This window comes from Mycobacterium sp. pUA109, from assembly GCF_041287095.1.
Taxonomy (GTDB): Bacteria; Actinomycetota; Actinomycetes; order Mycobacteriales; family Mycobacteriaceae; genus Mycobacterium.
The window spans coordinates 1-23122 of sequence record NZ_JBGGKS010000001.1 but is presented as its reverse complement, the minus strand read 5'-3'; the positions used below and the strand labels follow the sequence as shown (position 1 = coordinate 23122).

The window sequence follows — 23122 nt, the reverse complement described above, 5'->3', positions numbered from 1 at the left end:
ACAGCCACGCGCTATCTGGTAGACGGAAATCTTTGGCGGCCACCACAACCCAAATGCCAACCGCGGGTTCCTAGCCGAATTGATCGGCCAGAGCCGACGTGTCGGAACGGGCAATGGCCCGGCGCGATGAGCACCGGCGTGTAATGTGGCTGTCACCTTGGCTTGCAATAAGGAGTGCCGTGAAGTTCAACCGATTTGGTGTCGCGCTGAGCTTGCTGGCCATCAGCGTAATCGTGTTATCGGCATGCGGTGGCGGTTCAACCGACTCGTCGTCTGGGGCCAGCGCGAATGTGGACTGCGGCGGCAAGAACAAACTCAAGGCCAGCGGGTCGACCGCGCAAGAGAACGCGATCGAACAATTCGTCTACGCCTATATCCGAGCCTGCCCGGGCCACACGCTGGACTACGCCGCAATTGGCTCGGGCAAAGGGGTGCAGCAGTTCATCGGCAACGAGACTGATTTCGCGGGCTCCGACGTGGCATTGGATCCGGCGAAGGGTGAGCCGGACCGGGCGTCGGATCGCTGCGGTTCACCGGCGTGGGATCTGCCGGTGGTGTTCGGCCCCATAGCGGTCACCTACAACATCAACGGCGTGAGTTCGCTGAACCTCGACGGTCCGACCACCGCGAAGATCTTCAACGGCGCCATCACCAGCTGGAACGATCCGGCGATCGCCGCGCTCAACAAGGGCACCACCCTGCCCGCGACGCCCATCACCGTCATCTTCCGCAGCGATAAATCCGGGACCTCCGACAACTTCCAGAAATACCTCGACGGCGCCTCTGACGGCGCGTGGGGTAAAGGTGTCAGCGAGACGTTCGAAGGCGGTGTCGGTCAGGGTGCCGCCGGGAATAACGGCACGTCAGCACTGCTGCAGAGCACCGACGGGTCGATCACCTACAACGAGTGGTCGTTCGCGGTGGGCAAACAGTTAACCATGGCCTCGATCATTACCTCGGCGGGTCCGGATCCGGTGACGATCACCACCGACTCGGTCGGCAAGACGATCGCCGGGGCCAAGTTCGCCGGGCAGGGCAACGACCTGGTGCTGGACACGTCGTCGTTCTACAAGCCCACCCAAGCCGGCTCCTATCCCATCGTGCTGGCCACCTATGAGATCGTCTGCTCGAAGTACCCGGATCCGTCGACCGGCCCCGCGGTCAAGGCGTTTTTGCAGGCCGCCATCGGGCCCGGTCAAGACGGTTTGGACCAGTACGGATCCATACCGATGCCGAAGTCGTTCCAAGACAAGCTATTGACGGCGGTGAATGCGATCTCGTGATGAGAGTTCATCGTGGGGTAGTCGCCGGGCGAAGGGAGCCTCGACGGTGAACAACGCCGGACACGGCTCGCGGGTGGGGTCGCAGTTTGGGCCGTACCGGCTGCTGCGGCTGCTGGGTCGCGGCGGCATGGGTGAGGTCTATGAGGCCGAGGACACCCGCAAGGGTCGGGTGGTGGCGTTGAAGCTGATCTCCGAGCAGTTCTCCGGCAATCCGGTGTTTCGGGCGCGGATGCAGCGGGAGGCCGATGCCGCGGGGCGGTTGACCGAGCCGCATGTGGTGCCGATCCATGATTACGGCGAGATCGATGGTCGGTTGTATTTGGATATGCGGCTGATCGAGGGCACCGATTTGTCGACGTTGTTGAAGCGGTTCGGGCCGTTGCCCCCGGCCCGGGCGGTGGCGATTGTCCGCCAGATCGCCGAGGCGTTGGATGCCGCGCATGCCGCCGGGGTGACGCACCGTGATGTGAAGCCGGAGAACATCTTGATCACCGGCAACGACTTCGCGTATCTGGTGGATTTCGGGATCGCCCGGGCGGCCGCCGATCCGGGGTTGACCCAGACCGGGATGGCGATGGGCACCTACAACTACATGGCCCCGGAGCGGTTCTCCGGCGCGGAGATCACCCCGAGCGCCGATATCTATTCGCTGGCCTGCGTGCTGGCCGAGTGCTTGACCGGGGGGCCCCCGTTTCGGGCCCAGAGCATCGAACAAGCGGTTGGTGCGCATTTGACGGCGCCGCCGCCGCGGCCCAGCCAACAACTACCCGGCCGGGTTCCGGCCGCCCTGGACACGGTGGTCGCTAAGGGTATGGCCAAAAACCCCGCCGAGCGCTACCGCAGCGCCGCTGAGTTGGCCGCGGCCGCCCACGACGCGCTGGGCGCCCCCGAGCGGAACCAGGCGACGAACATTCTGCGGCACGGCGAGGACGCCACCCTGCGGGCGCCGGCTGTCGACACGGGGTTCGCTGCCGCCGAGACCGGGATCCAACCGGCTCCCACCACCGGCGGTAGTTGGCGCCAGCCGAGCCCCGTGCAACGTGGCTACCCCGCGGGTCCACCGACAATGAGCCGGTCGCAGCGCACCGACCGGGCCGACTTTGCGCCTGCGCCGGCCCAACCCGACTCCCAGCGCAAGCGGCGGATCCTGCTGGGTGCGGCCGCGCTGGCCATCATCGCCGTCATCGCCCTCGTTGGTTACCTGGTGACGCGACCATCGGGATCCTCGGGGTCGTCGGCGTCCGGGCAGAGCGTGCTGCCGTTCAACGGCCTGAACTTCCGCCTGTCGCCGGGTGCGGTGGCGCTGGACACCGACGGCAACGTGTACATCACCAGCCAGGGGATGTACGGCCGGGTGGTGAAGTTGGCACCGGGGTCGAGCAAGCCGACGGTGCTGCCGTTCAACGGTCTGTACCAGCCGCAGGGGTTGGCGGTGGATAGCTCTGGCGCGGTCTACGTCAGCGATTTCAACAACCGGGTCGTGAAGCTGGCGTCCGGCTCGAGCACCCAGACCGACCTGCCGATCACCGGCCTCAACTACCCCGAGGGGCTGGCGGTGGACAAGGACGGCAACGTCTACGTCGCCGACCGGGGCAATGACCGGGTGGTGAAGTTGGCGGCCGGGTCGAATGCCCAGGTCGACCTGCCGTTCAACGGTCTCAACGACCCGGATGGGGTGGCGGTGGGCGATGACGGCAGCGTGTATGTCACCGACACCGACAACAACCGGGTGCTGAAGTTGCCGGCCGGGTCGACCACCCAGGCCGAGTTGCCGTTCACCGGCGTGTCCGTGCCGTGGGGGGTGGGGGTGGACACCCAGGGCGCGGTCTATGTCACCGAACACGACAACAGCAGGGTGGCGAAGCTGGCGGCCGGAGCGAACAGCTCCACCGTGCTGCCGTTCACCGGCCTCAACACCCCGCTGGACGTGGTGGTGGACAAGGACGGCAACGTCTATGTCGCCGACCGAGGTAACGATCGGGTGGTGAAACTGGCGCCCAGCTGATGCGCTGCGCCGCCGTGGCGTATTGAGGAAGTAGCGGATTGGCTGGATCGGGTGGCCAGGCGAAGGGAGCGTCGACGGTGAGCGACACCGGGCGAGGGTCGCGGGTGGGGTCGCAGTTTGGGCCGTACCGGCTGCTGCGGCTGCTGGGTCGCGGCGGCATGGGTGAGGTCTATGAGGCCGAGGACACCCGCAAGGGTCGGGTGGTGGCGTTGAAGCTGATCTCCGAGCAGTTCTCCGGCAATCCGGTGTTTCGGGCGCGGATGCAGCGGGAGGCCGACGCGGCGGGGCGGTTGACCGAGCCGCATGTGGTGCCGATCCATGATTACGGCGAGATCGGTGGGATGCTGTATCTGGATATGCGGCTGATCGACGGCACCGATTTGTCGACGCTGCTGAAGCGGTATGGACCGTTGAGCCCGCCGCGGGCGGTGGCCATCGTGCGCCAGATCGCCTCCGCGTTGGATGCCGCGCACGCCGCCGGGGTGACCCATCGTGATGTGAAGCCGGAAAACATCCTGATCACCGGCGACGATTTCGCGTACCTGGTGGATTTCGGGATCGCCCGCGCCAAGGCGGACCCGGGGTTGACCCAGACCGGGATGGCGATGGGGACCTACAACTACATGGCCCCGGAACGGTTCACCAGCGACGAGATCACCCCGAGCGCCGACATCTATTCGCTGGCCTGCGTGCTGTGCGAGTGTCTGACCGGGGCGCCGCCGTATCGCGCCGAAACCATCGAACGGATGATCGGTGCGCATTTGACGGCGCCCGCCCCGCAGCCCAGCCAGCTGCGTCCCGGCCGGGTGCCGCCGGCGTTGGATGCGGTGATCGCCCGCGGGATGGCGAAAAAGCCCGCCGAGCGTTACCGCAGCGCCAGTGAGTTGGCCGCCGCCGCCCACGACGCGCTGGACGCCCCCGAACAGAACCAGGCCGCCACCATCTTGCGGCAAGGCGAGGCCGCCACCCTGCGGGCGCCGGCCATCGACCCGGGCGCCGTCGGGGCGTTCACGTCGTCGGGCGAGCGGATCGTTTCGCCGTCGGCGTCGCCGATCGACCAGACCCGGGTGCGGCCGGTGACGCCCCCGGGCGACGCGCCCAGTTGGCGCAGCCAGCCCCAGGCGCCGCCGCCGGCCCGCCAACCCGCCGTGCTGCCGTCGTTCGCCCGGGGCCCCGAGCCCGCGCAGCGACGCAAGATACTGCTGGGCGCCGGCGCGCTGCTGCTGGCGGTGGTGGTGGCGGTGTTCGCGTTCCTGTTGACCCGGCATCCGTCGGGGTCGTCGGCGTCCGGGCAGAGCGTGCTGCCGTTCAAGGGCCTCAACTTCCACCTGTCCCCGGCGGCGGTCGCCCTGGACAACGAGGGCAACGTGTACGTCGCGAGCATGGGGATGTACGGCCGGGTGGTGAAGTTACCGCCCGGGTCGGACACGCCGACGGTGCTGCCGTTCACCGGTCTGTACCAGCCGCAGGGGCTGGCGGTGGACAGTGCCGGCGCGGTGTACGTCAGCGACTTCAACAACCGGGTGGTGAAGTTGGCGGCCGGCTCGAATAACGAGACCGTGTTGCCGTTTAACGGGCTCAACTACCCCGAGGGGCTGGCGGTCGACGCCGAGGGGAACGTGTACGTCGCCGACCGGGGCAATGACCGGGTGGTGAAGTTGGCGGCCGGGTCGAACACCCAGACCGACTTGCCGTTCACCGGCCTGAACGACCCCGATGGCGTGACGGTGGGCGATGACGGCAGCGTGTATGTCACCGACACCGACAACAACCGGGTGGTGAAATTGCCGTCCGGGTCGTCCACCCAGGCCGAGTTGCCGTTCACCAATCTCTCGGTGCCGTGGGGGGTGGGGGTGGACAACAAGGGCAACGTGTACGTCACCGAACACGACAACAGTCAGGTGCTGAAGTTGGCGGCCGGGGCGAACAGTTCGACGGTGCTGCCGTTCACCGGCCTCAACACCCCGTTGGATGTGGTGGCCGACAACGACGGAAACGTCTACGTCGCCGACCGCGGCAACAACCGGGTGGTGAAACTGGCCGCGTCGTCTTAACCTCGCCGGCTCGCCAGCAGGTGCGTGGCCACCACCGCGACCACGTTGATCACCGCCACCACGATGATCAACGTCAACGCCGCACCCCAGACCCGCAGGAACCCGGCGTGTTCGGGGTTGGAGAGCTCGGTGTAGATCAACAGCGGCAGCGAGGCCATGTTGCCGTCGAAGATATCGAAGTTGATCGACCGGCTGTAGCCGACCAGCACCAGCACCGGCGCGGTTTCGCCGATGATGCGGGCCAGCGACAACAAGACACCGGACAAGATGCCCGGCAACGCGACCGGGATGACGATCCGCACGATCGTTTTCCACTTCGGCACACCCAACGCGAAGCTGGCTTCCCGCAGTTCGTCGGGCACCAACCGCAGCATCTCCTCGGTGGCGCGCACCACGATCGGCAGCATCAGCAACACCAGCGCCAGCGACACCGCGAACGCGCTCTGCTCAAAGCCCAGGGTGGCGATCCACAGGCTGAAGATGAACAGCGAGGCCACAATCGAGGGCACGCCGGCGAGCACGTCGACCATGAACGTGGTGACCCGCGCCAACCGCGACGACCCGTACTCCGCCAAGAACACCGCGGTCATCAATCCCAGCGGCACCGCCAGCAGGGCAGCCACCCCGGCCTGCACCAGCGTCCCGTACAGCGCGTGATACACCCCGCCGGCAAACTGTTCGGGCAGCACCCCGCGCAGCGAATGGGTCCACCACCCCGACCGGGTCACCGCGTACCAGCCGCGGGCGATGACCACCCACAGCAGCCAGACCAGCGGGATCAGCGCGGTCACGAACGAGGCGAAAAAGAACCCGGTCGCGGCGTTGTCCTTGATCCGCCGGGCCAGGCTCAGCGGCACGAACACCGCCTCTTTCACCGGCTGGCTGAGCGCGCCGATGCTCATCCGTTGACCTTCCCGCCGGCGATCAGGCGGCCGACCGCGTTGACGACGAAGGTCAGCACGAACAGCACAAACCCCGCGGAAATGTAGGCGCCGGTCGGCAGCGGTTCGCTGAATTCGGTGGCCGCCGAAGCGATCTTGGAGGCGAACGTGTAGCCGCCGTCGAACAGCGACCATTTGCCCGGTTTGGCGGCGGCACTCAAGATGATCAGCACCGCCACCGTTTCGCCCAGGGCGCGCCCCAACCCCAACATCGACGCCGCGATCACCCCGCTGCGCCCGAACGGCAGCACGGTCATCCGCACCACCTCCCATTTGGTGGCGCCCAACGCCTGCGCCGCCTCGATGTGGGGGATCGGGGTCTGCCGGAACACTTCTCGCGACACCGAGGTGACGATTGGCAGCACCATCACCGCCAGCACGATCCCGGCGGTGAAGATGTTGCCGCCGCCGGCCAACGACACGTTGCCCTGCTTGAACAAAAACACCGCCCCCAGGTGGCGGTTCAACGCGGTGGCGATCGGCTCGAGCTTGGGTGCCACCACGAAGATTCCCCACAACCCGAAGATGATCGACGGCACCGCGGCCAGCAGATCCACCATGGCGCCGAACGGCCGCGATAGCCGGGCCGGCGCGTACTGGGTGAGGAACACCGCGATGCCGATCGCCACCGGCACGGCCAGCATCAGCGCCCACACCGAACTCAGCACCGTGACCATCAGCAGGTCGCGGATCCCGAACGACAACTTGTCGGGGTCGCTGGTGTTGAAGTCGGCGCTGGTGAAGAAATTCGCGTGGTTGGCGCGCAGCGCCGGAATCGCCTGCACCAAAAGGAACACCGCGATCAGCGCGATGGACAGGACGATCGTCAACCCGGCGGCGACCGCGACGGCCTTGAACAGCCGGTCGCCGCGCCGCGCTGCGCCCGGGTTGGGCGCAGGCAGCACGGCGGTTCCGCGGTTCGGATCAGGCTCGGGGGACGTCAAGCTCACGCGATGGCGTTGACCGCGGTGGACAACCTCGACTTGAACGCGTCGGGAATCGGGATGTACCCGTTGTCCGCCAAGCCGTTTTGGCCCTCACCGATGGCGGCCTGCAGGAACGCCTTGACGGCCTTGCCGACGTCGGCGTCGGGGTACTTCGAGCAGACCACCTCGTAGGTGGCCAGCACGATCGGGTAGGCGCCTGCCTGCGTCGGCTTGTAAAACGACATCGTGTCCAGCACCAGGTCGTTGCCCTGGCCCTTGATCGTCGCACCCGAAATCGTCTTGCCCACCGAGTCGGTGCTGATCGCGACCGGGTCCGGGCCCGCCGAGGTGATGACCTTGGCCATGTTCAGGTGGTGCCCCTGGGCGAACGACCACTCGTTGTAGGTGATCGACCCTTCGGTGGACGTGATCGCCGCCGAGGTACCGTCGTTGCCCTTTTTGCCCTCGCCGACCCCACCGTTGAAGGTTTTGCCGGTGCCTTTGCCCCAGGCGCCGTCGGAGGCGGCGTCGAGGTATTCCTGGAAGTTGTCCGTGGTGCCCGATTCGTCGCTGCGGAACACCACGTGGATCGGCTCGGCGGGTAGCGTGGCGCCGCTGTTGAGGTTCTTGATCGCCTCGTCGTCCCACGACGTGATGGCACCGTTGAAGATCTTGGCGGCGGTCGGCCCGTCCAGCACCAGCGAGTCGACGCCCTTGACGTTGTAGGTGATCGCGATCGGCCCGAACACCGTCGGCAGGTTCCAGGCCGGGGCGCCGCCGCAGCGCTCCTGCGCCTTGCCGTATTCCTCGGGGCTCAGCGGCACATCCGACCCACCGAAATCGGTTTGCTTGCCCAGGAATTCGCTGACCCCGGCGCCGGACCCGTTCGCGGTGTAGTTCAGGTCCTGGTCGGGGCAGGCCTGCTGGAACGCCTTGACGAACCGGTCCATCGCGTTCTTCTGCGCGGTGGAACCGCTGGCTTTGATGGTCTTCTTCCCGCCGCAGGTGACGTTCGACGCGGCCGAACCCGGTGTCGCTGCGCCCTCATTGCCGCCCTGGCTGGCGCTGTTGTTGTCGCTACCGCATCCCGACAGCACCAGTGCACCAGTGGCCAGAACGCCCAGTGCTGCGCCAAGTCGGTTGACCTTCACATCGGCTCCTTCGAACGGTTGGGGGCTGGCGTGTCAGAACACTACTATCCGGCCGCTGGGCCCGTCGAGGAACCGGTCAGTCCAGCTGGTAGCGGATCAGCCGTGAGCTGTTAGCTACGACGGCCACCGACGACGCGTTGTGCAGGATCGCCGCGAGCACCGGGGACAGCGCGCCACCAGCGCCGATCAGCAGCCCGGCCGCGTTGACCGCGATGGACATGCCGTAGTTCTGCCGGATCACGTCGACCGCGCGGGCACCCAGGTCCCGCACGTCGAGCAGCCGGTTCAGGTCGTCGTTGGCCAACGCGACGTCGGCGGTCTCCACCGCCACGTCGGTGCCGGCCAACCCCATGGCGATGCCGATGTCGGCGGCCGCCAGCGCCGGCGCGTCGTTGACCCCGTCGCCGACCATCCCGACGACGTAGCCGTCCTCCTGCAGCGCGCGCACCACCTCGAGTTTGTCCTCGGGCAGCACCTCGGCGCGCCACTCCTCGATACCGAGTTCACCCGCCACCGCCTCGGCGGTCTCCGGGTGATCGCCGGTGAGCATGACGATCCGCCGGATCCCGTTGGCGCGCAGCTTCGTCAGCACCTCGGCCGCCTCCGGCCGGACCTCGTCGCGCAGGCTGATCACCCCGACCAGGGCGCCGTCCACCGCCAGCAGCAGCGGGGTCTCGGCCTGGCGGCGCAGCTTGTCCACCCACCGCGCCGCGTCGGGGGATACCGTCACGTTCTCGCTTTGCAGCAGCGACGGGCTGCCCAACAGCAGGGTGCGGCCGTCGGCCCAGGTGCGCATGCCCAGGCCCACCAGCACCTCGCATTCCTCATGCGGCGGAATGGTGATGTGGCGTTCCTCGGTGGAGCGGATCACCGCCTCGGCCAGCGGGTGCCGCGAGTGGATCTCCGAGCTGGCGGCGTAGGCCAGCACCTGCTCGGGCTGCCAATCCTTGTGCATCGCAATGATGTTCGTCACGACCGGGCGCCCGACGGTCAGGGTGCCGGTCTTGTCGAACACGATCGCGTCCACCCGGCCGGCCTGCTCGAGGTGTGAGCCGCCCTTGATCAGGATGCCGCGCCGGGCGCCGTTGCCGATCGCGGCGCTGATCGAGGTCGGGGTGGCCAACCCGACCGCGCACGGGCAGGCGATCAGCAGCATCGTCATGGCGCGCCGCACATCGCCGGTCAGCGCCAGCGTGATCGCCGACAGGATGAACGAGGCCGGCACGAAGCGCCGGGAGAAATTCTCCCCGACGGTTTGGATCGGTGCCCGATCGTGCTGGGCTTCTTCCACCCGGCTGATGATGCGGCCGATGACGGTCTGGCTGCCCACCGCGGTGGCCCGCACCACCAGCCGGCCGCGGACCACCACCGAGCCGGCATGCACCGTCGACGCCGGCAGCACGCTCACCGGCAGGGTTTCCCCGGTGATCGCGGACTGGTCGACGATCGCCTCGCCGTCGACCACCTCGCCGTCGACGGGGATCGCGACGTGATCGTGCACCACGACCTGATCACCGATCTGCACGGTCTCGATCGGCACCTGCACCTCGGTGTAATCCTCGGGGCCTTGCCCCAATCGCACCCACGCGGTGTCCTGGCTGCCGCGCAGCAGGTCGGAGATGGCCCGCCGGGTGCGTCGCAACGTCAGATCCTGCAGGTACTCACCGATATTGAGCAGCCACAGCACGGTGAGCGCCACCACGTTCTCCCGCAGCACCAGGCTGGCCAGGGTCGCCGCGGTGACCAGCGCGTCGGTGCCGGCGCGACCGGAGCGGATCGACCGCAGCGCGCCGCGCAGGAACGGGTAGCCCATGAACACCGTCGCCCCGGTGGCGACCAGTTGGCCGGTCGGCCCCAGCAGCGGCGGCCGCTTGAAGACGTAGCGGCGCACCCCGAGCAGGGTCAGCGCCGCCCCGCCGATCACCATCCGCAACACGTCGGTGTTGCGGATGTCCGCCGAGCGCGGGGTGCGGGCCGGGATCAGCTCGGCCGCCACCTCGGCCGCCGCGCTGATCGCCGCCAGCACCGCCGCCCGGTCGCAGCGTTTCGGCGAATACCACACCACCACCGATCCGGTGTGCGGGTAGGCGTGCACGGTGCGCACCCCGTGCTCGCGGTCGACGCTTTCTTCCACCGCCACGGCGCGCCGCGCGTTGCCGCGCACCCACGGGACGTGCACCCGCATCCGTCCGGCCGCGTCGGAAATGACGGAAAGGTCAGGGTCGATGGCAGTGCTGCTGCTCACGGGCGCCGCTCCTCCTCATCACTTCGTTCTGCATCGTCGTCGGCGCGTGCTCACGGGCGCCGCGATCAGTGCTCGTGGTTGTGGTCGACGGCGGCGGCCGGCGGCGGGGACTCCTCCCCGATGCGTTCCCGCGCCTCGGCGACGACGTCGGCGAGTTTGAGCCGGGTCGACTCCGCGGCTTCCTCGGCGCGGCGGGTTCCGCGCAGCCCCCACTCGGTGGCCTTGACCGCGGTCTCGTGCAGCGGGGCCTTATCGACCGCCTTGCGCAGCAGCTCGTAGGCGCTCACGCCGACCAGCCCGGTGACGACCGTGCTGGCCGCCTTTGCGAATAGCGCGTATGCCATTCGGACACCCTTCCTCTCAGGTCACTGACCGCCGACGCTAACATACAAATATTGCGATATCAATATGTATCCGGTGGCTGGATCCGGTGCCGAGAAGACGCTAAAGCACGGGGCGACGTTGAGATTGCATAGAGGGTCGCGGTTTTCGCAAATGCACGACCGCCGGCGCAATCTCAACGCTCCGATGCGCCGGACGCGCTTGACGGACTGGCAAATTTTACAAGTTACTTTGTAGTAACTGAGCGTGCGTGTTACGTTGACCGCGCCCACCCGTTGAGAAACCAGCGGGTTCGCCGTTCGAACGTGGCGGCAGTTGTCCTTCGACCCCAATCGTGTTGAACCCGCTCAGCTTACGTGCCCGTCGGTTTCGGCAAACGGCGATCTGACTGCGGCGGTGCCAGCCGGGCGGAGTGGCGGAGGCCAATGCGGGTCATCTGCCGGACTTGCCGAAGGTGCTGCTGTACATGCCGCTTCCCATGTCGCCCACCGACTCGATGTTCCTGCATGCCGAACAGCCGGAGCGGCCGGTCAATATCGGCGCGCTGGCGTTGCTGCGCCCACCCGAGGGCGGCGACGCGCGCGACGTGCGCGGGATGTTCGCCACTGCGCTGCGCCGACGCGAGGTGGCACCGCTGTGGCGTCGGCGCCCGCATCGCTCGATCACCTCGCTGGGGCAGTGGTGTTGGCGGACCGACGCCGACATCGACCTGGACTACCACGTGCGCCACAGCGGCTTGCCGAGCCCGGCCGGGCACGCCGAGTTGTGGGATCTGGTGTCGCGCGTGCACAGCGTGCCGCTGGACCGCACCCGCCCGTTATGGCAGTTCCACTTGATCGAAGGCCTCGCCGATGGGCGCTACGCGGTGTACGTCAAGATTCACCACGCGCTCGCCGACGGGGTCTCGGCGATGCGGCTGCTGCGGCGGACGGTCAGCGCGGACGCAGACCAGCGCGGGATGCCGGCGCTGTGGGAGGTGTCGGATGGGGAACGGGGCGCCGGCGGTGGATTCCGGGCGCTGGACGCCGCCCGAGGGATGATCGGCGGGGCGGAGGCCCTGGCCGGAGTCGGTCCGGCCCTGCTCGACACCGCCTGGCGGGCGATGCGGCACCGCGGCGGGCCGCTGACGCTGGCGGCGCCCCACACGCCGCTCAACGTGCCGATCAGCGGTGCCCGGTCGTTCGCCGGATGCAGCTTTGCGCTGGACCGGCTGCGGCTGGTCGCCAAGCACACCGACGCCACCCTCAACGACGTCGTGCTCACCATGTGCGCGGGTGCGTTGCGCCGCTACCTGCTGGACCGCAACGCGTTGCCGGCTGCGTCGCTGATGGCGATGGTGCCGGTGTCGCTGCGCGGCGACGACCCCGTCGACACCGCGGATGTGGTGCCCGGCAACAAGGTCGGGACGTTGATGTGCTCGCTGGGCACGCACTTGGACGACCCCGCCGAACGCCTGGCGGTGGTGCAGACCAGCATGCGGGACGGCAAGGCGGCGCTGGCCGGCCGCGGTCAGCTGCAGGTGTTGGCGATGAGCGCGCTGGGCGCGGCGCCGCTGGCGCTGGCCATGACGGTGGGGCGAGCGCCGGCACCGCTGCGCCCGCCGAACGTGCTGATCTCCAACGTTCCCGGTCCCAGCGGCCCGTCGTACTGGAACGGCGCCCGCGTCGAAGCGCTGTACCCGCTGTCGGTACCGGTGGACGGGCAGACCCTCAACATCAGCTGCACCAGCGTCGATGACCAGGTCAGTTTCGGATTGACCGGCTGCCGTCGCGCCGTGCCGCGGATCGGCGCGCTGGCCGACTATCTCGGCCGCGAACTCGACCTGCTCGACGCTTTCCACCGGATTGGGTCGCGGCGTGACCGCAGACCGCGCAGGCCCCCGGGTTAGTCCGGTTCGTCCAGGCGGCGGGTGACCTTCTCGGATTCGATGCGGCGCGGCAGGGCCGCCGGGTCGGGGTGGGCGACCTGCACCAGCGATGCGCCCACGGCCAGCGGCGCCACCAGGGCGTCGATCAACGCGTCGGCGGTATCCCAGGACGCGGTGGACAGCACCCGGTCCGTCGCGGTCAGGCCGCGATCGGCCGCGGACTTCGCGGCCGCGGCCAGCACCTGATCCACCGATCGGCCGGCCAGCGCGGGGCCGGGCTGGCGTTCGGCGTCGATCTGGTCGCCATGCACCCGCACCGCCGTCGCGTAGTCGGTGACGCCGACCGGCAGATCCGGCGCCGGCCGCCCGAACGGATCCAGCGACAGCACCGCCACCTCGCCGCCGACCCCGACCGCGGCGTCGGCGTCTTCCAGCCGGGCCGCGGTGCACAGGGCGATGTCCGCGGCGGTGTCCGGGCCGCCCAGCACCACCTCGGCGCCGATCCACCACACCCCGAACAGCACGGCCGCGGTCTGCCAGTGGGCGGGCAGCAGCACCGCCACCCGGCTGGCCGGGCCGGCGCCCAACTCGTCGCGCAGCAGGTTGCCGGTTTTGGCCGCCCAGTTCGCCAACGTGGCCGCGGACAGCTCGATGCGTTCGCCGCTGGCGTCGTCGTAGTAGGTGATGCGCGGGCCGACGGGATCGGCGCGCAACATCGGATCGAGCACCGCTGCGCTGAGGTTAGTCACGCCGCCACGGTAGTCGGATCAGTCCACGCACTGCGGGTCGCTCGAGCCCGCGGTGATGATCGGCGACGGTGGGGGAGCCGCGGTCTGCGCCGACTCGCCCTCGGTGGCGTTGCCCAACGCGGTCGCATCGCCGGTGCCCAACCCGGATCCGGGCCCGGTGTAGTCGTTGGCCAGCACCACCCGCACCGACCCCGGGTGCACCGCCGCACTGGCCACGACGGGCAGCCCGCCGAGCTCCTTGGCCACCGCTTTGGCGCCCAAATCGTCGGCGTTGTCGGCCTGGACTTGGCTGCCGGTCACGTGGCCGGACTCGTTGTTGCCCACGGTGCCGGTGCTAAACCCTTTGGCCGTCAACACGTTCGATACCGCGGCGGCCAGCCCGTTGATGTCGGTGTCGTTGACTACGCTGGCGGTGGTCTTCTCCGGTGCGTAGGCCAGCTCCTCGGTCTTGCCCTGGTCCTGGTCATGGAGTAGCCCGCCCACCCAAGTGCGGACCTGGTCCGGGTTGACCCGCACCACGCTTTGCATGCCGTCGTCGCTCCAGCCGGACTCCTCGAGCACCGGGATGGTGGCGAACGCGACCTGCCCGGCGGCCAGCTGCTGCAGCTTCGAGATGAAATCCATCACGTCCCAACCCGAGGACAACACCACCGACCGCTGCACGGCCTGCTGCAGCCGCTGCATGGTCACCGGGCTGGACAGCGTCTTGCCGGAGATGACCTTGTGGGCCAGCGAGGCCATCACCGTCTGCTGGCGGTGCACCCGGTCCAGGTCGCCGTGCGGCAGGTCGTGGCGCTGGCGGACAAAGCTCAGCGCCTGGGGACCGTCCAGCTTTTGCCAGCCCGCGGGGAAGTCCGCCCCCGAAAGCGGCTCGTAGACCTCCTGTTTGAGGCAGACGTCGACACCGCCGAGGGCGTTGGTGATCAGCGAGAAGCCCAGCAGCCCGATTTCGGCGTAATGGTCGACGGTCACCCCGGTCAGGTTGGCCACGGTTTTGATCAGCGCTTCCCGGCCGGCCTCGGTGCCCCGCGCGTCGGCTTCCAGCGGCCCGAGCCCGGAGTCCACCGCCGCCTCGGCGGTCTCCAACTTGGTGGCGCCGTACACCCCGTTGATCTTGGTCTTGCCCAGGCCGGGGGCGGCCACGTAGGAGTCCCGCGGAATCGAGATCGCGGTGGCGGACTTCCCGTTGTTGGGGATGCGGACCAAGATGATGGTGTCGGTGTTGGTGGCCTCGTCGTCGCCGACCCGCAGCGTTGCCAGCTCCTCGGGGGTCAACGGATTGCCGTGCGCGTCGGTGCGGCTGTCCATACCGACCAGCAAAATGTCGATCGCGCCGTCGTCGCCGCCCTCACCCAGCGCGGCCGCGGACATGTGGAAGATGCCGTCCTCGAACGAGCGGATCCTGCTCCAGGCCACCCCGGTGCTCAGCACGACCAGGACGGCAGCCACCGTCGCAACCACACGGACCACACGGTGCACAGGCATCACTCCAGGTTACTTATGCATCAGCCGTATCAGCGGTAGCCGGGCTCGGCGTGCCAGACTCGGAACCCATGCCAGACAGGATCGTGATCTCCGGCGCCGGCGGACAGGTCGGACGCTGCCTTGCCGCGCGCGCGGCGCAAGACGGCCGGCAGGTGCTGGCCCTGACCTCGGCGCAATGGGATATCAGCGACCCGGCGGCCGCCGAGCCGATCGTTGAACCCGGCGACGTGGTGATCAACTGCGCGGCCTACACCAACGTCGACGCCGCCGAATCGCACGAGCAGGCCGCCCACGCGGTCAACGCGGCCGGTCCGGGCCACCTCGCCCGGGCCTGCGCGCGGGCCGGGGCGGCGCTGATCCACATCTCCACCGACTACGTGTTCAGCGGCGACTTCGGCGGGTCGGCGCCGCGGCCCTACCAGCCGGACGATCCGGTCGGGCCGCTCAGCGTGTACGGGCGCACCAAGCTGGCCGGCGAACGCGCGGTGCTGGCCGCGTCGCCGACGGCGACCGTGGTGCGCACCGCCTGGGTCTACACCGGCGGCACCGGCACCGACTTCGTCGCCACCATGCGCCGGCTGGCCGGCGACGACGGCACCGTGTCGGTGGTCGACGACCAGATCGGGTCGCCGACCTACGTCGCGGATCTGGTCGCGGCGTTGCTGCAGGTGGCCGACGGGCGGGTGACCGCGCGCGTCGTGCACGCCGCCAATCACGGCGCGGTCAGCCGGTGCGAGCAGGCCCGTGCGGTGTTCCGCTACCTGGGCGCCGACCCGGACCGGGTGCGCCCGGTCGCCAGCGCCGACAATCCGCGTCCCGCGGCCCGCCCGGCCTACTCCGCGCTGTCCGGTGCGGCGTCGGCGCGGGCCGGCCTGACGCCGCTGCGCGGCTGGCACGACGCGCTGGTCGAGGCGCTGGGCGCGGGCCAGTTACCCTCTACGCCGTGAGTGACGTCCTGCCGGTCGTGACGGTGACCTATTCGCCGGGTCCGCACCTGGACCGTTTCCTGGCGTCGCTGTCGCTGGCCACCGACCGGCCGGTGCGGGTACTGATGGCCGACAACGGTTCCACCGACGGGACCCCGCAGGCGGCCGTGGCGCGCTACCCGAATGTGGAATTGCTCACCACCGGCGCCAACCTGGGCTACGGCAGCGCGGTCAACCGGGCGGTCACCCAGCTGACCGACGACGGTGGCCACGGTGAGTTTCTGATCGTCGCCAACCCGGACGTGCAGTGGGGGCCCGGCAGCATCGACGCGCTGCTGGACGCGGCCGCCCGCTGGCCGCGCGCGGCCGCGCTAGGCCCGCTGATCCGCGACCCCGACGGCTCGGTCTACCCGTCGGCGCGGCACCTGCCCAGCCTGATCCGCGGCGGCATGCACGCCGTCATCGGCCCGGTCTGGCCGTCCAACCCGTGGACCAGCGCCTACCGGCAGGAGCGGCTGGCGCCCAACGAGCGGCCGGTGGGTTGGCTGTCCGGGTCGTGTCTGCTGGTGCGCCGGGCCGCGTTTGACGAAGTCGGCGGCTTCGACGAGCGCTACTTCATGTACATGGAGGACGTCGACCTCGGGGACCGGCTCGGCAAGGCCGGCTGGCTCAACGTCTACGTGCCGTCGGCCGAGGTGTTGCACCACAAGGGGCACTCCACCGGTCGCGACCCGGCGCGCAACCTGGCCGCGCACCACCAGAGCACCTACACCTACCTCGCCGACCGGCACGCCGGCTGGGTGCGGGCACCGCTGCGCTGGGCGATGCGCACCGCGCTGGCCACCCGGTCGCGGCTGGTGGTGCGCAGCTCACGGCGAAAACTGGCGAAAGGGCGGTCGTGACGGATCCTCGACAGGTCGATGCCGTTGTCCTGGTGGGCGGGAAGGGCACCCGGCTGCGACCGCTGACCCTGTCGGCGCCCAAGCCGATGCTGCCCACCGCCGGGCTGCCGTTTGTCACCCACCTGCTGTCGCGGATCGCCGCCGCCGGGATCGAGCACGTGGTGTTGAGCACGTCGTATCAGCCCGGGGTGTTCGAAGCCGAGTTCGGTGACGGCTCCAAGCTGGGGCTGCAGATCGAGTACGTGACCGAGACCGAGCCGCTGGGCACCGGCGGCGGCATCGCCAACGTCGCTTCGCGGCTGCGGCACGACACCGTGATGGTGTTCAACGGCGACGTGCTCTCCGGTGCCGACCTGGGTCAGCTGCTCGACTACCACCACGGCAACGACGCCGACCTGACCCTGCATTTGGTGCGGGTCGGCGACCCGCGGGCGTTCGGCTGCGTGCCCACCGAAAACGGCCGGGTCACCGCGTTTTTGGAGAAGACCCAGGATCCGCCGACCGACCAGATCAACGCCGGCTGCTACGTGTTCAACCGCGCGATCATCGACCGCATCCCGCGCGGGCGCGCCGTCTCGGTGGAGCGGGAAGTGTTCCCGGCGCTGCTGTCCGACGGGATCACCATGTGCGGGTACGTCGACGCCAGCTACTGGCGCGATATGGGCACCCCGGAAGACTTCGTCCGCGGCTCGGCGGACCTGGTGCGCGGGATCGCACCGTCCCCGGCGCTGCACGGCCAGCGCGGGGAGAAGTTGGTGCACGACGGCGCGGCGGTGGCGCCGGGCGCGGTGCTGATCGGCGGCACCGTCGTCGGCCGCGGCGCCGAAATCGGGCCGGGCGCCCGGTTGGACGGCGCGGTGATCTTCGACGGGGTGCGGGTGGAGGCCGGCAGCGTGATCGAGCGGTCCATCATCGGGTTCGGGGCCCGGATCGGGCCGCGGGCGCTGATCCGCGACGGGGTGATCGGCGACGGCGCCGACATCGGGGCGCGCTGCGAGCTGCTGCGCGGCGCCCGGGTGTGGCCGGGGGTGGCCATTCCCGACGGCGGCATCCGCTATTCGAGTGATGTGTGAGCCGCTTCCGCCGAGTGGCCAGTTATGTCACGCTTTTCGCGAAAATGCGTGTCATAACTGGCCACTCGGCGCTGGTCACCGCGCGGTGCCGGCCGGGTTCCGGCTCTTGGGCGGCGGATAGACGGCTCGGGCAATGGTCGCGGACAGCCACCCGATCACCCAACCGCCGAAGAACACCACGAAGGTGTGCTTGGTCGCGCCGTCCGCGGTGGTCGACAGCACCGCCAGGATCACCGCCCACACGACGGCGCAACCGATGCTGTAGGCCGTGTAGGTGTGCAGGTGTCCGCGCATCTCGTCACCTCAATCCTCGACCGCGCCGCGCGGCCAGTTAACGCACGCGTTCTGCGAAAAAGCGTGTCATAACTGGCCGCGCGGCGCGCGAGAAACCAGATAGGCCAGCGCGGCGTCGGCGTCGGCGGGCAGCCCGTCGACCGGCCACCAGCGCAGGTCCAGCGACTCGTCGCTGATCCCGATCTGGGCGTCGGGCGGGGCCTGGGCGATGAACTGCAGGTCCAGGTGGCGGGTCGGCACCCCCAGCGAACAGGTGACCGGGTGCACGTGCACGGCGGCCAGCACCGGATCGATACGCAGTCCGGTGATCCCGGATTCCTCGGTGGCCTCCCGCAGCGCCGCGGCCACGATGTCGGGGTCGGTGTCGTCGCAGTGCCCGCCCAACTGCACCCAACGTCCCACCCGCGGGTGCAGGGTCAGCAGCACCCGGGTGCCGGTGTGGTCGAGCACCAGCGCCGAGGCGGTGATGTGGCCGGCCGCGCATTCCCGCGCGCAGGCGTCGGGGCGGGCGTCCAGGAACGCCAGCACGGCGTGGCGCAGCGTCTCCTGGGCCGCATTCGGTGCGGCCCAGCCGGACAGCAGCGCGATCGCCGAGTCCCGGACGTTCGTCATCGGCGCACCAGCAGATCGTCGGGCGGCACCGGGTCCCGCGGCTCGGTCACCGGCTCGGCCGGATAGCCGATCGCGACGGCGCCCAACGGCTCCCAGTCGTCGGGCAGCTCCAGCTCGGCGCGCACCAGCTCGGCGGCGAAGATGGTGGACCCGATCCAACAACTGCCCACCCCGCGCACCGCCAGGGCGACCAGCAGCGCCTGCACGGCCGCGCCGACCGCCACGGTGAACATGGTGTGCTCGGCGTCGGTGCGGGCGGCGTCCGGGTAGTCATGCGCGCCGTCGGGAACCAGCATCGGGATGACGACTTCGGGGGCGTCGTAGAGGATCTGGCCGCGGGCCACCCGGCGTTCGATCGCCGCGGCGGGCTTACCGTCGCCGGCCAGATCGGCCCGCCACTGCTTGCGCATCCGGTCCAGCAGCGCGACCCGGACGGTCTCGGACTGCAGCCAGACGAAGCGCACCGGCCGGGTGTGGTGCGGGGCCGGCGCGGTGAGCGCCTCGGCGACGGCGGCCTCAATCAGCTGCGGGGGCACCGGCGCGGCGGCGAACTGGCGGACCGACCGGCGCAGCAGCTGGGCCTGCTGGCGGCCCAGTTCGAGGGCCTCGGCGGTGCCCAGCCAAAACAGGTCCTCGGTGCCGGCCCGCACCAGGGTGCGCGCCGTCGACCCGTCCTCGCGCGGGGCCACGCCCCGCACCACCGCCACCGGGATCGCGGTCAGCTTGCCCTTGACCAGATCGGCGGCGGCGGCGACCTCGTCGGCGACGGCGATCTCGGTGACCACCAACTCGTTGCCGTGCCGGTCGAGCGCGCCGGCGTAGGAGTGCAGCACGGCCAGTCCGGCCGCGCCGATCGCGACATCGGTCTGGCCGGTGCGCCAGGCCCGGCCCATGGTGTCGGTGATGACCACCGCGACGGTGACATCGAGCCGGCGGCGCAGCGCGTCGGCCAACGCGGCCGCGCTGGCGTCCGGGTCGACGGGCAGCAGCACGAGTTCGTCGGCGCCGATGTTGGAGCCGTCCACCCCGGCGGCGGCCTGGACCAGGCCCAACCGGTTCTCGGTGATCCAGGTGCGGCCCTTGCGGGCCAGTACCCGCACCGCTTCGCTCTCGATCAGCTTGCGGCGCAGCACGTCTCGTTCCTCAGGGTCGACCGGGGCGGGCACGATCCGACCTTCGCACTTGGACACCACCTTGCTGGTGACCACCACGACGTCGCCGTCGCGCAGCCAGGGTGCCGCCGCGGCGATGGCGGCGGCCAGGTCGTCGCCCGGCCGGAATTCGGGAAGTCCGGCCACCGGCAGGATTTCGACGCTCGCCGCGCTGCCGTGGTCGGTTGTATGGCGCCGCTCCTCCTCATCGCTGCGGCCCCCTCGCCGCTGCGCGGCTGGGGGGACCCCCACTGCATCGTCGCCGGCGCGGGTCATTGCACGCCCGCCAGGTCCAGCCCGGCCCGCACCATGTCGGCCGTCGCCTGCGGATCGGTCATCAGCAGGGGCGCCGAGCGCACCTGCACGCCATCGATGTCGGCGTGGTCGCCGTCGTGGACCAGCCAGCAGTCCAGGATGCCGGTGCCCGCGCGCGCCCCGTAGTGCCGGCCGACGGCCTCCGAGGTGGTGTCCACCCCGATCACGGATAGGCACTCATCGGCCATGCCGCGCAACGGCTTTCCGGACACGATGGGGGAGTAGCCGATGATCGGTGCGCTGGTCGAGCGCAGCGCGCCGCGCACACCCGGAATCGCCAACAGCGCGCCGATGCTGACCACCGGGTTGGACGGGGCCAGCAACACCGCATCGGCATCGGCGATTGCGTCGCTGACCCCTGGTGCCGGGCTTGCCTTTTCGGCCCCGACGAAGGCGAAGCTGTGGGTCGGGACCCGGGCCCGGTAGCGCACCCACCATTCCTGGAAGTGAATCGCGCGCTGCGTGTCATCGGCCGGGTCGGTGATCACCACGTGGGTTTCGCACCGGTTGTCGCTGACCGGCAATAGCCGGGCACCGGGCTGCCAGCGGTCGCACAGCGCCTCGGTGACCGCCGACAGCGGGTAGCCGGCCCGTAGCATCTGGCTGCGCACCAGATGGGTGGCCAGGTCACGGTCGCCCAGCCCGAACCAGTCCGGCTGCACCCCGTAGCGGGCCAGCTCCTCCTTGGCGTGCCAGGTTTCGTCGCGGTGCCCCCAGCCGCGCTCCGGGTCGACACCGCCGCCGAGGGTGTACATGCAGGTGTCCAGATCCGGGCAGATGCGCACCCCGTGCATCCAGGCGTCGTCGCCGATATTGACCACCGCAGTTAGCTGGTGACCGGTCTCTGGGTCGGCCCCGGCAAACTGGCCGAGCCCGAGCAGCCGTTGCACACCCAGCAGGAAGCGGGCGCCGCCGACCCCGCCGACCAGAACCGTGACCTTCACAGCGCACGACAGTACTGCCCGCCGAGGGGGTCGTGTGCGGCGGCGACGACCTCCGCGGGCCGCAATGTGGCCGACGCAACAGGACTCGCCGGGTCTCAGACACGCCGAGATTTCGTCACGAGATGGTATGGAATCGCCGCCTAGCGCTTGACCTGGACAGCTAACCCGTGTGTAATCACACCAGTGTCATTTCCCGGTTGGCCGGCCGGATTCGGTGTCGCAGACCGAGATTCGATCACCTGTTCGAATGAGATGGCCGCACATCACAATAGTGAGCGAGATTGACGATCAACGAAACCAGGTGAGGAGGCGGAGCATGTCCTATGAGCACCTTCGGGGCGTAATGGGAGGCACACCGCACACCAATACCGGCTCGGGGGCAATGGGGGTGACGGGGGCGGCCGCACGGCCACACTTGAGTTTGGTTCCCGACGCTGCGGAGGTGTTCGACCCAGCGCCGGCGACCCCGGATCAATGGCAGGACCGCGCGCTGTGCGCGCAGACCGACCCAGAAGCGTTCTTTCCGGAAAAGGGCGGCTCTACCCGCGAGGCCAAGAAGATCTGCTTGGGCTGCGAGGTGCGTTCGGAATGCCTGGAATACGCGTTGGCCCATGATGAGCGCTTCGGCATCTGGGGCGGCCTCTCCGAGCGGGAGCGCCGTCGCCTCAAGCGCGGCATCATCTGACCGCCGAACGCATCTAGTCGTCGTCGATGGTCGGGTCGATGACCGAGGGCTCCACGTCCAGATAGGTGGCGACCTGCGCCACCAGAATTTCGTGCAGCAATTCAGCAAGGTCGACGCTGTCATTGGCGCGGTGTTCGATTGGCTTGCGGAACAACACGATTCGGGCTCGGGTGGGGTTGCCGCGGACATCGACGCCGGCCGGGATCAACCGGGCCAGCGGGATCGGCCCGTCGGCGACGACCTCCGGCGGCCATTGGACGCTGTCCGGGTCCTTGGCGGCGATCCGCGGGATCTCGTCGACGGCGATGTCGAGCGCGGCCAGCCGTTGCTGCCAGCGTCGCTCGATGGGTTCGTAGGCCTCCAACACCGCCATGTCGAAGCGTTCGGCGCGGCTGCGCCAGCCCGGCACCGTCGGCGGCAGCAGCGGCCCGCGCATCTCCCGGCCCCGCCGGGACGCCGAGATCCCGGCCGGGGAAGCGCCGCGGCGAGAGCTGCGCGAATCGGACACGCGCCGATGGTAACGGTTGGACATAGCCCCCGGTGTGAATGCGCGTGTCCGGTGCGGCACAGCCGTTTGTGCACGATAGCCTCGCAGGCGTGAATGTTCCCCGCCGCTGCTGCCGGCCCGGGTGTCCGCACTACGCGGTGGCGACGCTGACGTTCGTGTACTCGGATTCGACGGCCGTGATCGGCCCGCTGGCCACCGCGCGGGAACCGCACTCCTGGGACCTGTGTGTCAGCCATGCCAGCCGCATCACCGCGCCGCGGGGGTGGGAGTTGGTCCGGCACGCCGGCCCGCTGCCCACCCACCCCGACGAGGACGACCTGGTGGCCCTCGCCGACGCGGTGCGGGAAGGGCCGGTGCCGAGCGCCGCGCCGGTCAGCGGATTCTCCGAACCGGACGGCCAGCTGTCCCCGTCGCATGCCGGCGCGCCGGCGAGCAGCGTGTTAGCGCCGCCCCCGCCGCGCCCGGTGAGCAACGGCCGTCGCCGCGGCCACCTGCGGGTGCTGCCCGACCCCGCCGACTGACACCCGGCATTTTGGCGTGACTCTGCAGTCACCACGCAAAAGTTCGAGTAACCCGTCTGGTAGGCGCAGAGTCATCCCTGAAGGGGTGGGGTGTTGTCAAGTGGGGTGTGCTGGTGTTTTGTCGGTTTTCGGGGTCTGTGTGG

21 protein-coding genes are annotated in these 23122 nt (G+C 69.4%); 9 read left to right on the top strand and 12 right to left on the bottom strand.

Annotated features, from left to right (window positions below):
- Positions 1-179: 179 nt before the first annotated feature.
- From pstS (ACAG26_RS00105) to ACAG26_RS00095, 3 genes are all read left to right on the top strand, one after another.
- Positions 180-1283 (top strand): phosphate ABC transporter substrate-binding protein PstS, encoded by a 1104-nt coding sequence (gene pstS, locus ACAG26_RS00105; protein WP_370477847.1) that lies wholly within the window; start codon positions 180-182, stop codon positions 1281-1283.
- Between the two features lie 46 nt (positions 1284-1329).
- The gene (locus tag ACAG26_RS00100; RefSeq protein WP_370477845.1) at positions 1330-3288 is read left to right on the top strand and encodes a serine/threonine-protein kinase PknD; all 1959 of its coding nucleotides are present in this window, start codon (positions 1330-1332) and stop codon (positions 3286-3288) included.
- A 77-nt stretch (positions 3289-3365) separates the two neighbouring features.
- A complete protein-coding gene (locus ACAG26_RS00095; RefSeq protein WP_370477843.1) occupies positions 3366-5342 on the top strand; it encodes a serine/threonine-protein kinase PknD in 1977 nt (658 codons plus the stop codon).
- Here ACAG26_RS00095 and pstA read toward each other — a convergent pair.
- The 5 genes from pstA to ACAG26_RS00070 all read right to left on the bottom strand — a co-directional run bounded on the left by pstA (position 5339) and on the right by ACAG26_RS00070 (position 10949).
- Entirely contained in the window at positions 5339-6244 is a 906-nt protein-coding gene (gene pstA / locus ACAG26_RS00090) for a phosphate ABC transporter permease PstA (RefSeq protein WP_370477841.1), read from the bottom strand. The two genes, ACAG26_RS00095 and pstA, sit on opposite strands and share 4 nt — an antisense overlap.
- Complete coding sequence (gene pstC / locus ACAG26_RS00085; RefSeq protein ID WP_370478762.1) at positions 6241-7188, bottom strand: phosphate ABC transporter permease subunit PstC; 948 nt, start codon at positions 7186-7188, stop codon at positions 6241-6243. The genes pstA and pstC overlap by 4 nt, the downstream gene beginning before the upstream one ends.
- A 41-nt stretch (positions 7189-7229) precedes the next feature.
- Positions 7230-8360 (bottom strand): phosphate ABC transporter substrate-binding protein PstS, encoded by a 1131-nt coding sequence (pstS, locus tag ACAG26_RS00080; protein WP_370477839.1) that lies wholly within the window; start codon positions 8358-8360, stop codon positions 7230-7232.
- A gap of 76 nt (positions 8361-8436) precedes the next feature.
- A complete protein-coding gene (gene ctpC / locus ACAG26_RS00075; protein WP_370478760.1) occupies positions 8437-10545 on the bottom strand; it encodes a manganese-exporting P-type ATPase CtpC in 2109 nt (702 codons plus the stop codon).
- 125 nt (positions 10546-10670) lie between these two features.
- Entirely contained in the window at positions 10671-10949 is a 279-nt protein-coding gene (locus ACAG26_RS00070; protein ID WP_370477837.1) for a DUF1490 family protein, read from the bottom strand.
- Positions 10950-11413: 464 nt separating this feature from the next.
- On the opposite strand from ACAG26_RS00070, the gene ACAG26_RS00065 reads away from it, so the two are divergent.
- Complete coding sequence (locus ACAG26_RS00065) at positions 11414-12835, top strand: wax ester/triacylglycerol synthase family O-acyltransferase (RefSeq protein WP_370477835.1); 1422 nt, start codon at positions 11414-11416, stop codon at positions 12833-12835.
- Here the strand turns inward: ACAG26_RS00065 and ACAG26_RS00060 are convergent.
- Together ACAG26_RS00060 and ACAG26_RS00055 are read right to left on the bottom strand one after the other, a co-directional pair.
- Positions 12832-13530, bottom strand: coding sequence for a TIGR03089 family protein (locus ACAG26_RS00060; RefSeq protein ID WP_370478757.1), 699 nt, complete (start codon positions 13528-13530; stop codon positions 12832-12834). The two genes, ACAG26_RS00065 and ACAG26_RS00060, sit on opposite strands and share 4 nt — an antisense overlap.
- A gap of 51 nt (positions 13531-13581) precedes the next feature.
- Positions 13582-15051, bottom strand: coding sequence for an LCP family protein (locus tag ACAG26_RS00055; protein ID WP_370477833.1), 1470 nt, complete (start codon positions 15049-15051; stop codon positions 13582-13584).
- Positions 15052-15116: 65 nt separating this feature from the next.
- Here ACAG26_RS00055 and rfbD point away from each other — a divergent pair, with 65 nt between their 5' ends.
- The 3 genes from rfbD to ACAG26_RS00040 are packed head-to-tail and all read left to right on the top strand — an operon-like array spanning position 15117 to position 17949.
- On the top strand, positions 15117-15995 hold the full coding sequence (gene rfbD / locus ACAG26_RS00050; protein WP_370477830.1) for a dTDP-4-dehydrorhamnose reductase: 879 nt from the start codon (positions 15117-15119) through the stop codon (positions 15993-15995).
- Positions 15992-16876 carry a glycosyltransferase family 2 protein gene (locus ACAG26_RS00045; RefSeq protein WP_370477828.1) on the top strand — a complete coding sequence of 295 codons (885 nt, stop codon included), beginning with the start codon at positions 15992-15994 and terminating at the stop codon, positions 16874-16876. Before rfbD ends, ACAG26_RS00045 begins: the two co-directional genes overlap by 4 nt.
- Positions 16873-17949 (top strand): sugar phosphate nucleotidyltransferase, encoded by a 1077-nt coding sequence (locus tag ACAG26_RS00040; RefSeq protein WP_370477826.1) that lies wholly within the window; start codon positions 16873-16875, stop codon positions 17947-17949. The genes ACAG26_RS00045 and ACAG26_RS00040 overlap by 4 nt, the downstream gene beginning before the upstream one ends.
- A gap of 75 nt (positions 17950-18024) precedes the next feature.
- Here ACAG26_RS00040 and ACAG26_RS00035 read toward each other — a convergent pair whose 3' ends face one another.
- The 4 genes from ACAG26_RS00035 to cofD all read right to left on the bottom strand — a co-directional run bounded on the left by ACAG26_RS00035 (position 18025) and on the right by cofD (position 21265).
- Complete coding sequence (locus tag ACAG26_RS00035; RefSeq protein WP_370477823.1) at positions 18025-18243, bottom strand: hypothetical protein; 219 nt, start codon at positions 18241-18243, stop codon at positions 18025-18027.
- A gap of 66 nt (positions 18244-18309) precedes the next feature.
- Entirely contained in the window at positions 18310-18855 is a 546-nt protein-coding gene (locus ACAG26_RS00030) for an NUDIX hydrolase (protein ID WP_370477821.1), read from the bottom strand.
- Positions 18852-20162, bottom strand: coding sequence for a coenzyme F420-0:L-glutamate ligase (locus ACAG26_RS00025; RefSeq protein ID WP_370478755.1), 1311 nt, complete (start codon positions 20160-20162; stop codon positions 18852-18854). Before ACAG26_RS00025 ends, ACAG26_RS00030 begins: the two co-directional genes overlap by 4 nt.
- 116 nt (positions 20163-20278) lie before the next feature.
- On the bottom strand, positions 20279-21265 hold the full coding sequence (cofD, locus tag ACAG26_RS00020; protein ID WP_370477819.1) for a 2-phospho-L-lactate transferase: 987 nt from the start codon (positions 21263-21265) through the stop codon (positions 20279-20281).
- Positions 21266-21581: 316 nt separating this feature from the next.
- Here cofD and ACAG26_RS00015 point away from each other — a divergent pair, with 316 nt between their 5' ends.
- Positions 21582-21950, top strand: coding sequence for a WhiB family transcriptional regulator (locus ACAG26_RS00015; protein ID WP_370477817.1), 369 nt, complete (start codon positions 21582-21584; stop codon positions 21948-21950).
- Between the two features lie 13 nt (positions 21951-21963).
- Here the strand turns inward: ACAG26_RS00015 and ACAG26_RS00010 are convergent, their stop codons facing one another.
- Complete coding sequence (locus tag ACAG26_RS00010; protein WP_370478753.1) at positions 21964-22386, bottom strand: metallopeptidase family protein; 423 nt, start codon at positions 22384-22386, stop codon at positions 21964-21966.
- 161 nt (positions 22387-22547) lie between these two features.
- Here ACAG26_RS00010 and ACAG26_RS00005 point away from each other — a divergent pair, with 161 nt between their 5' ends.
- The gene (locus ACAG26_RS00005) at positions 22548-22979 is read left to right on the top strand and encodes a DUF3499 domain-containing protein (RefSeq protein ID WP_370477815.1); all 432 of its coding nucleotides are present in this window, start codon (positions 22548-22550) and stop codon (positions 22977-22979) included.
- The last annotated feature ends 143 nt before the right edge of the window (positions 22980-23122 follow it).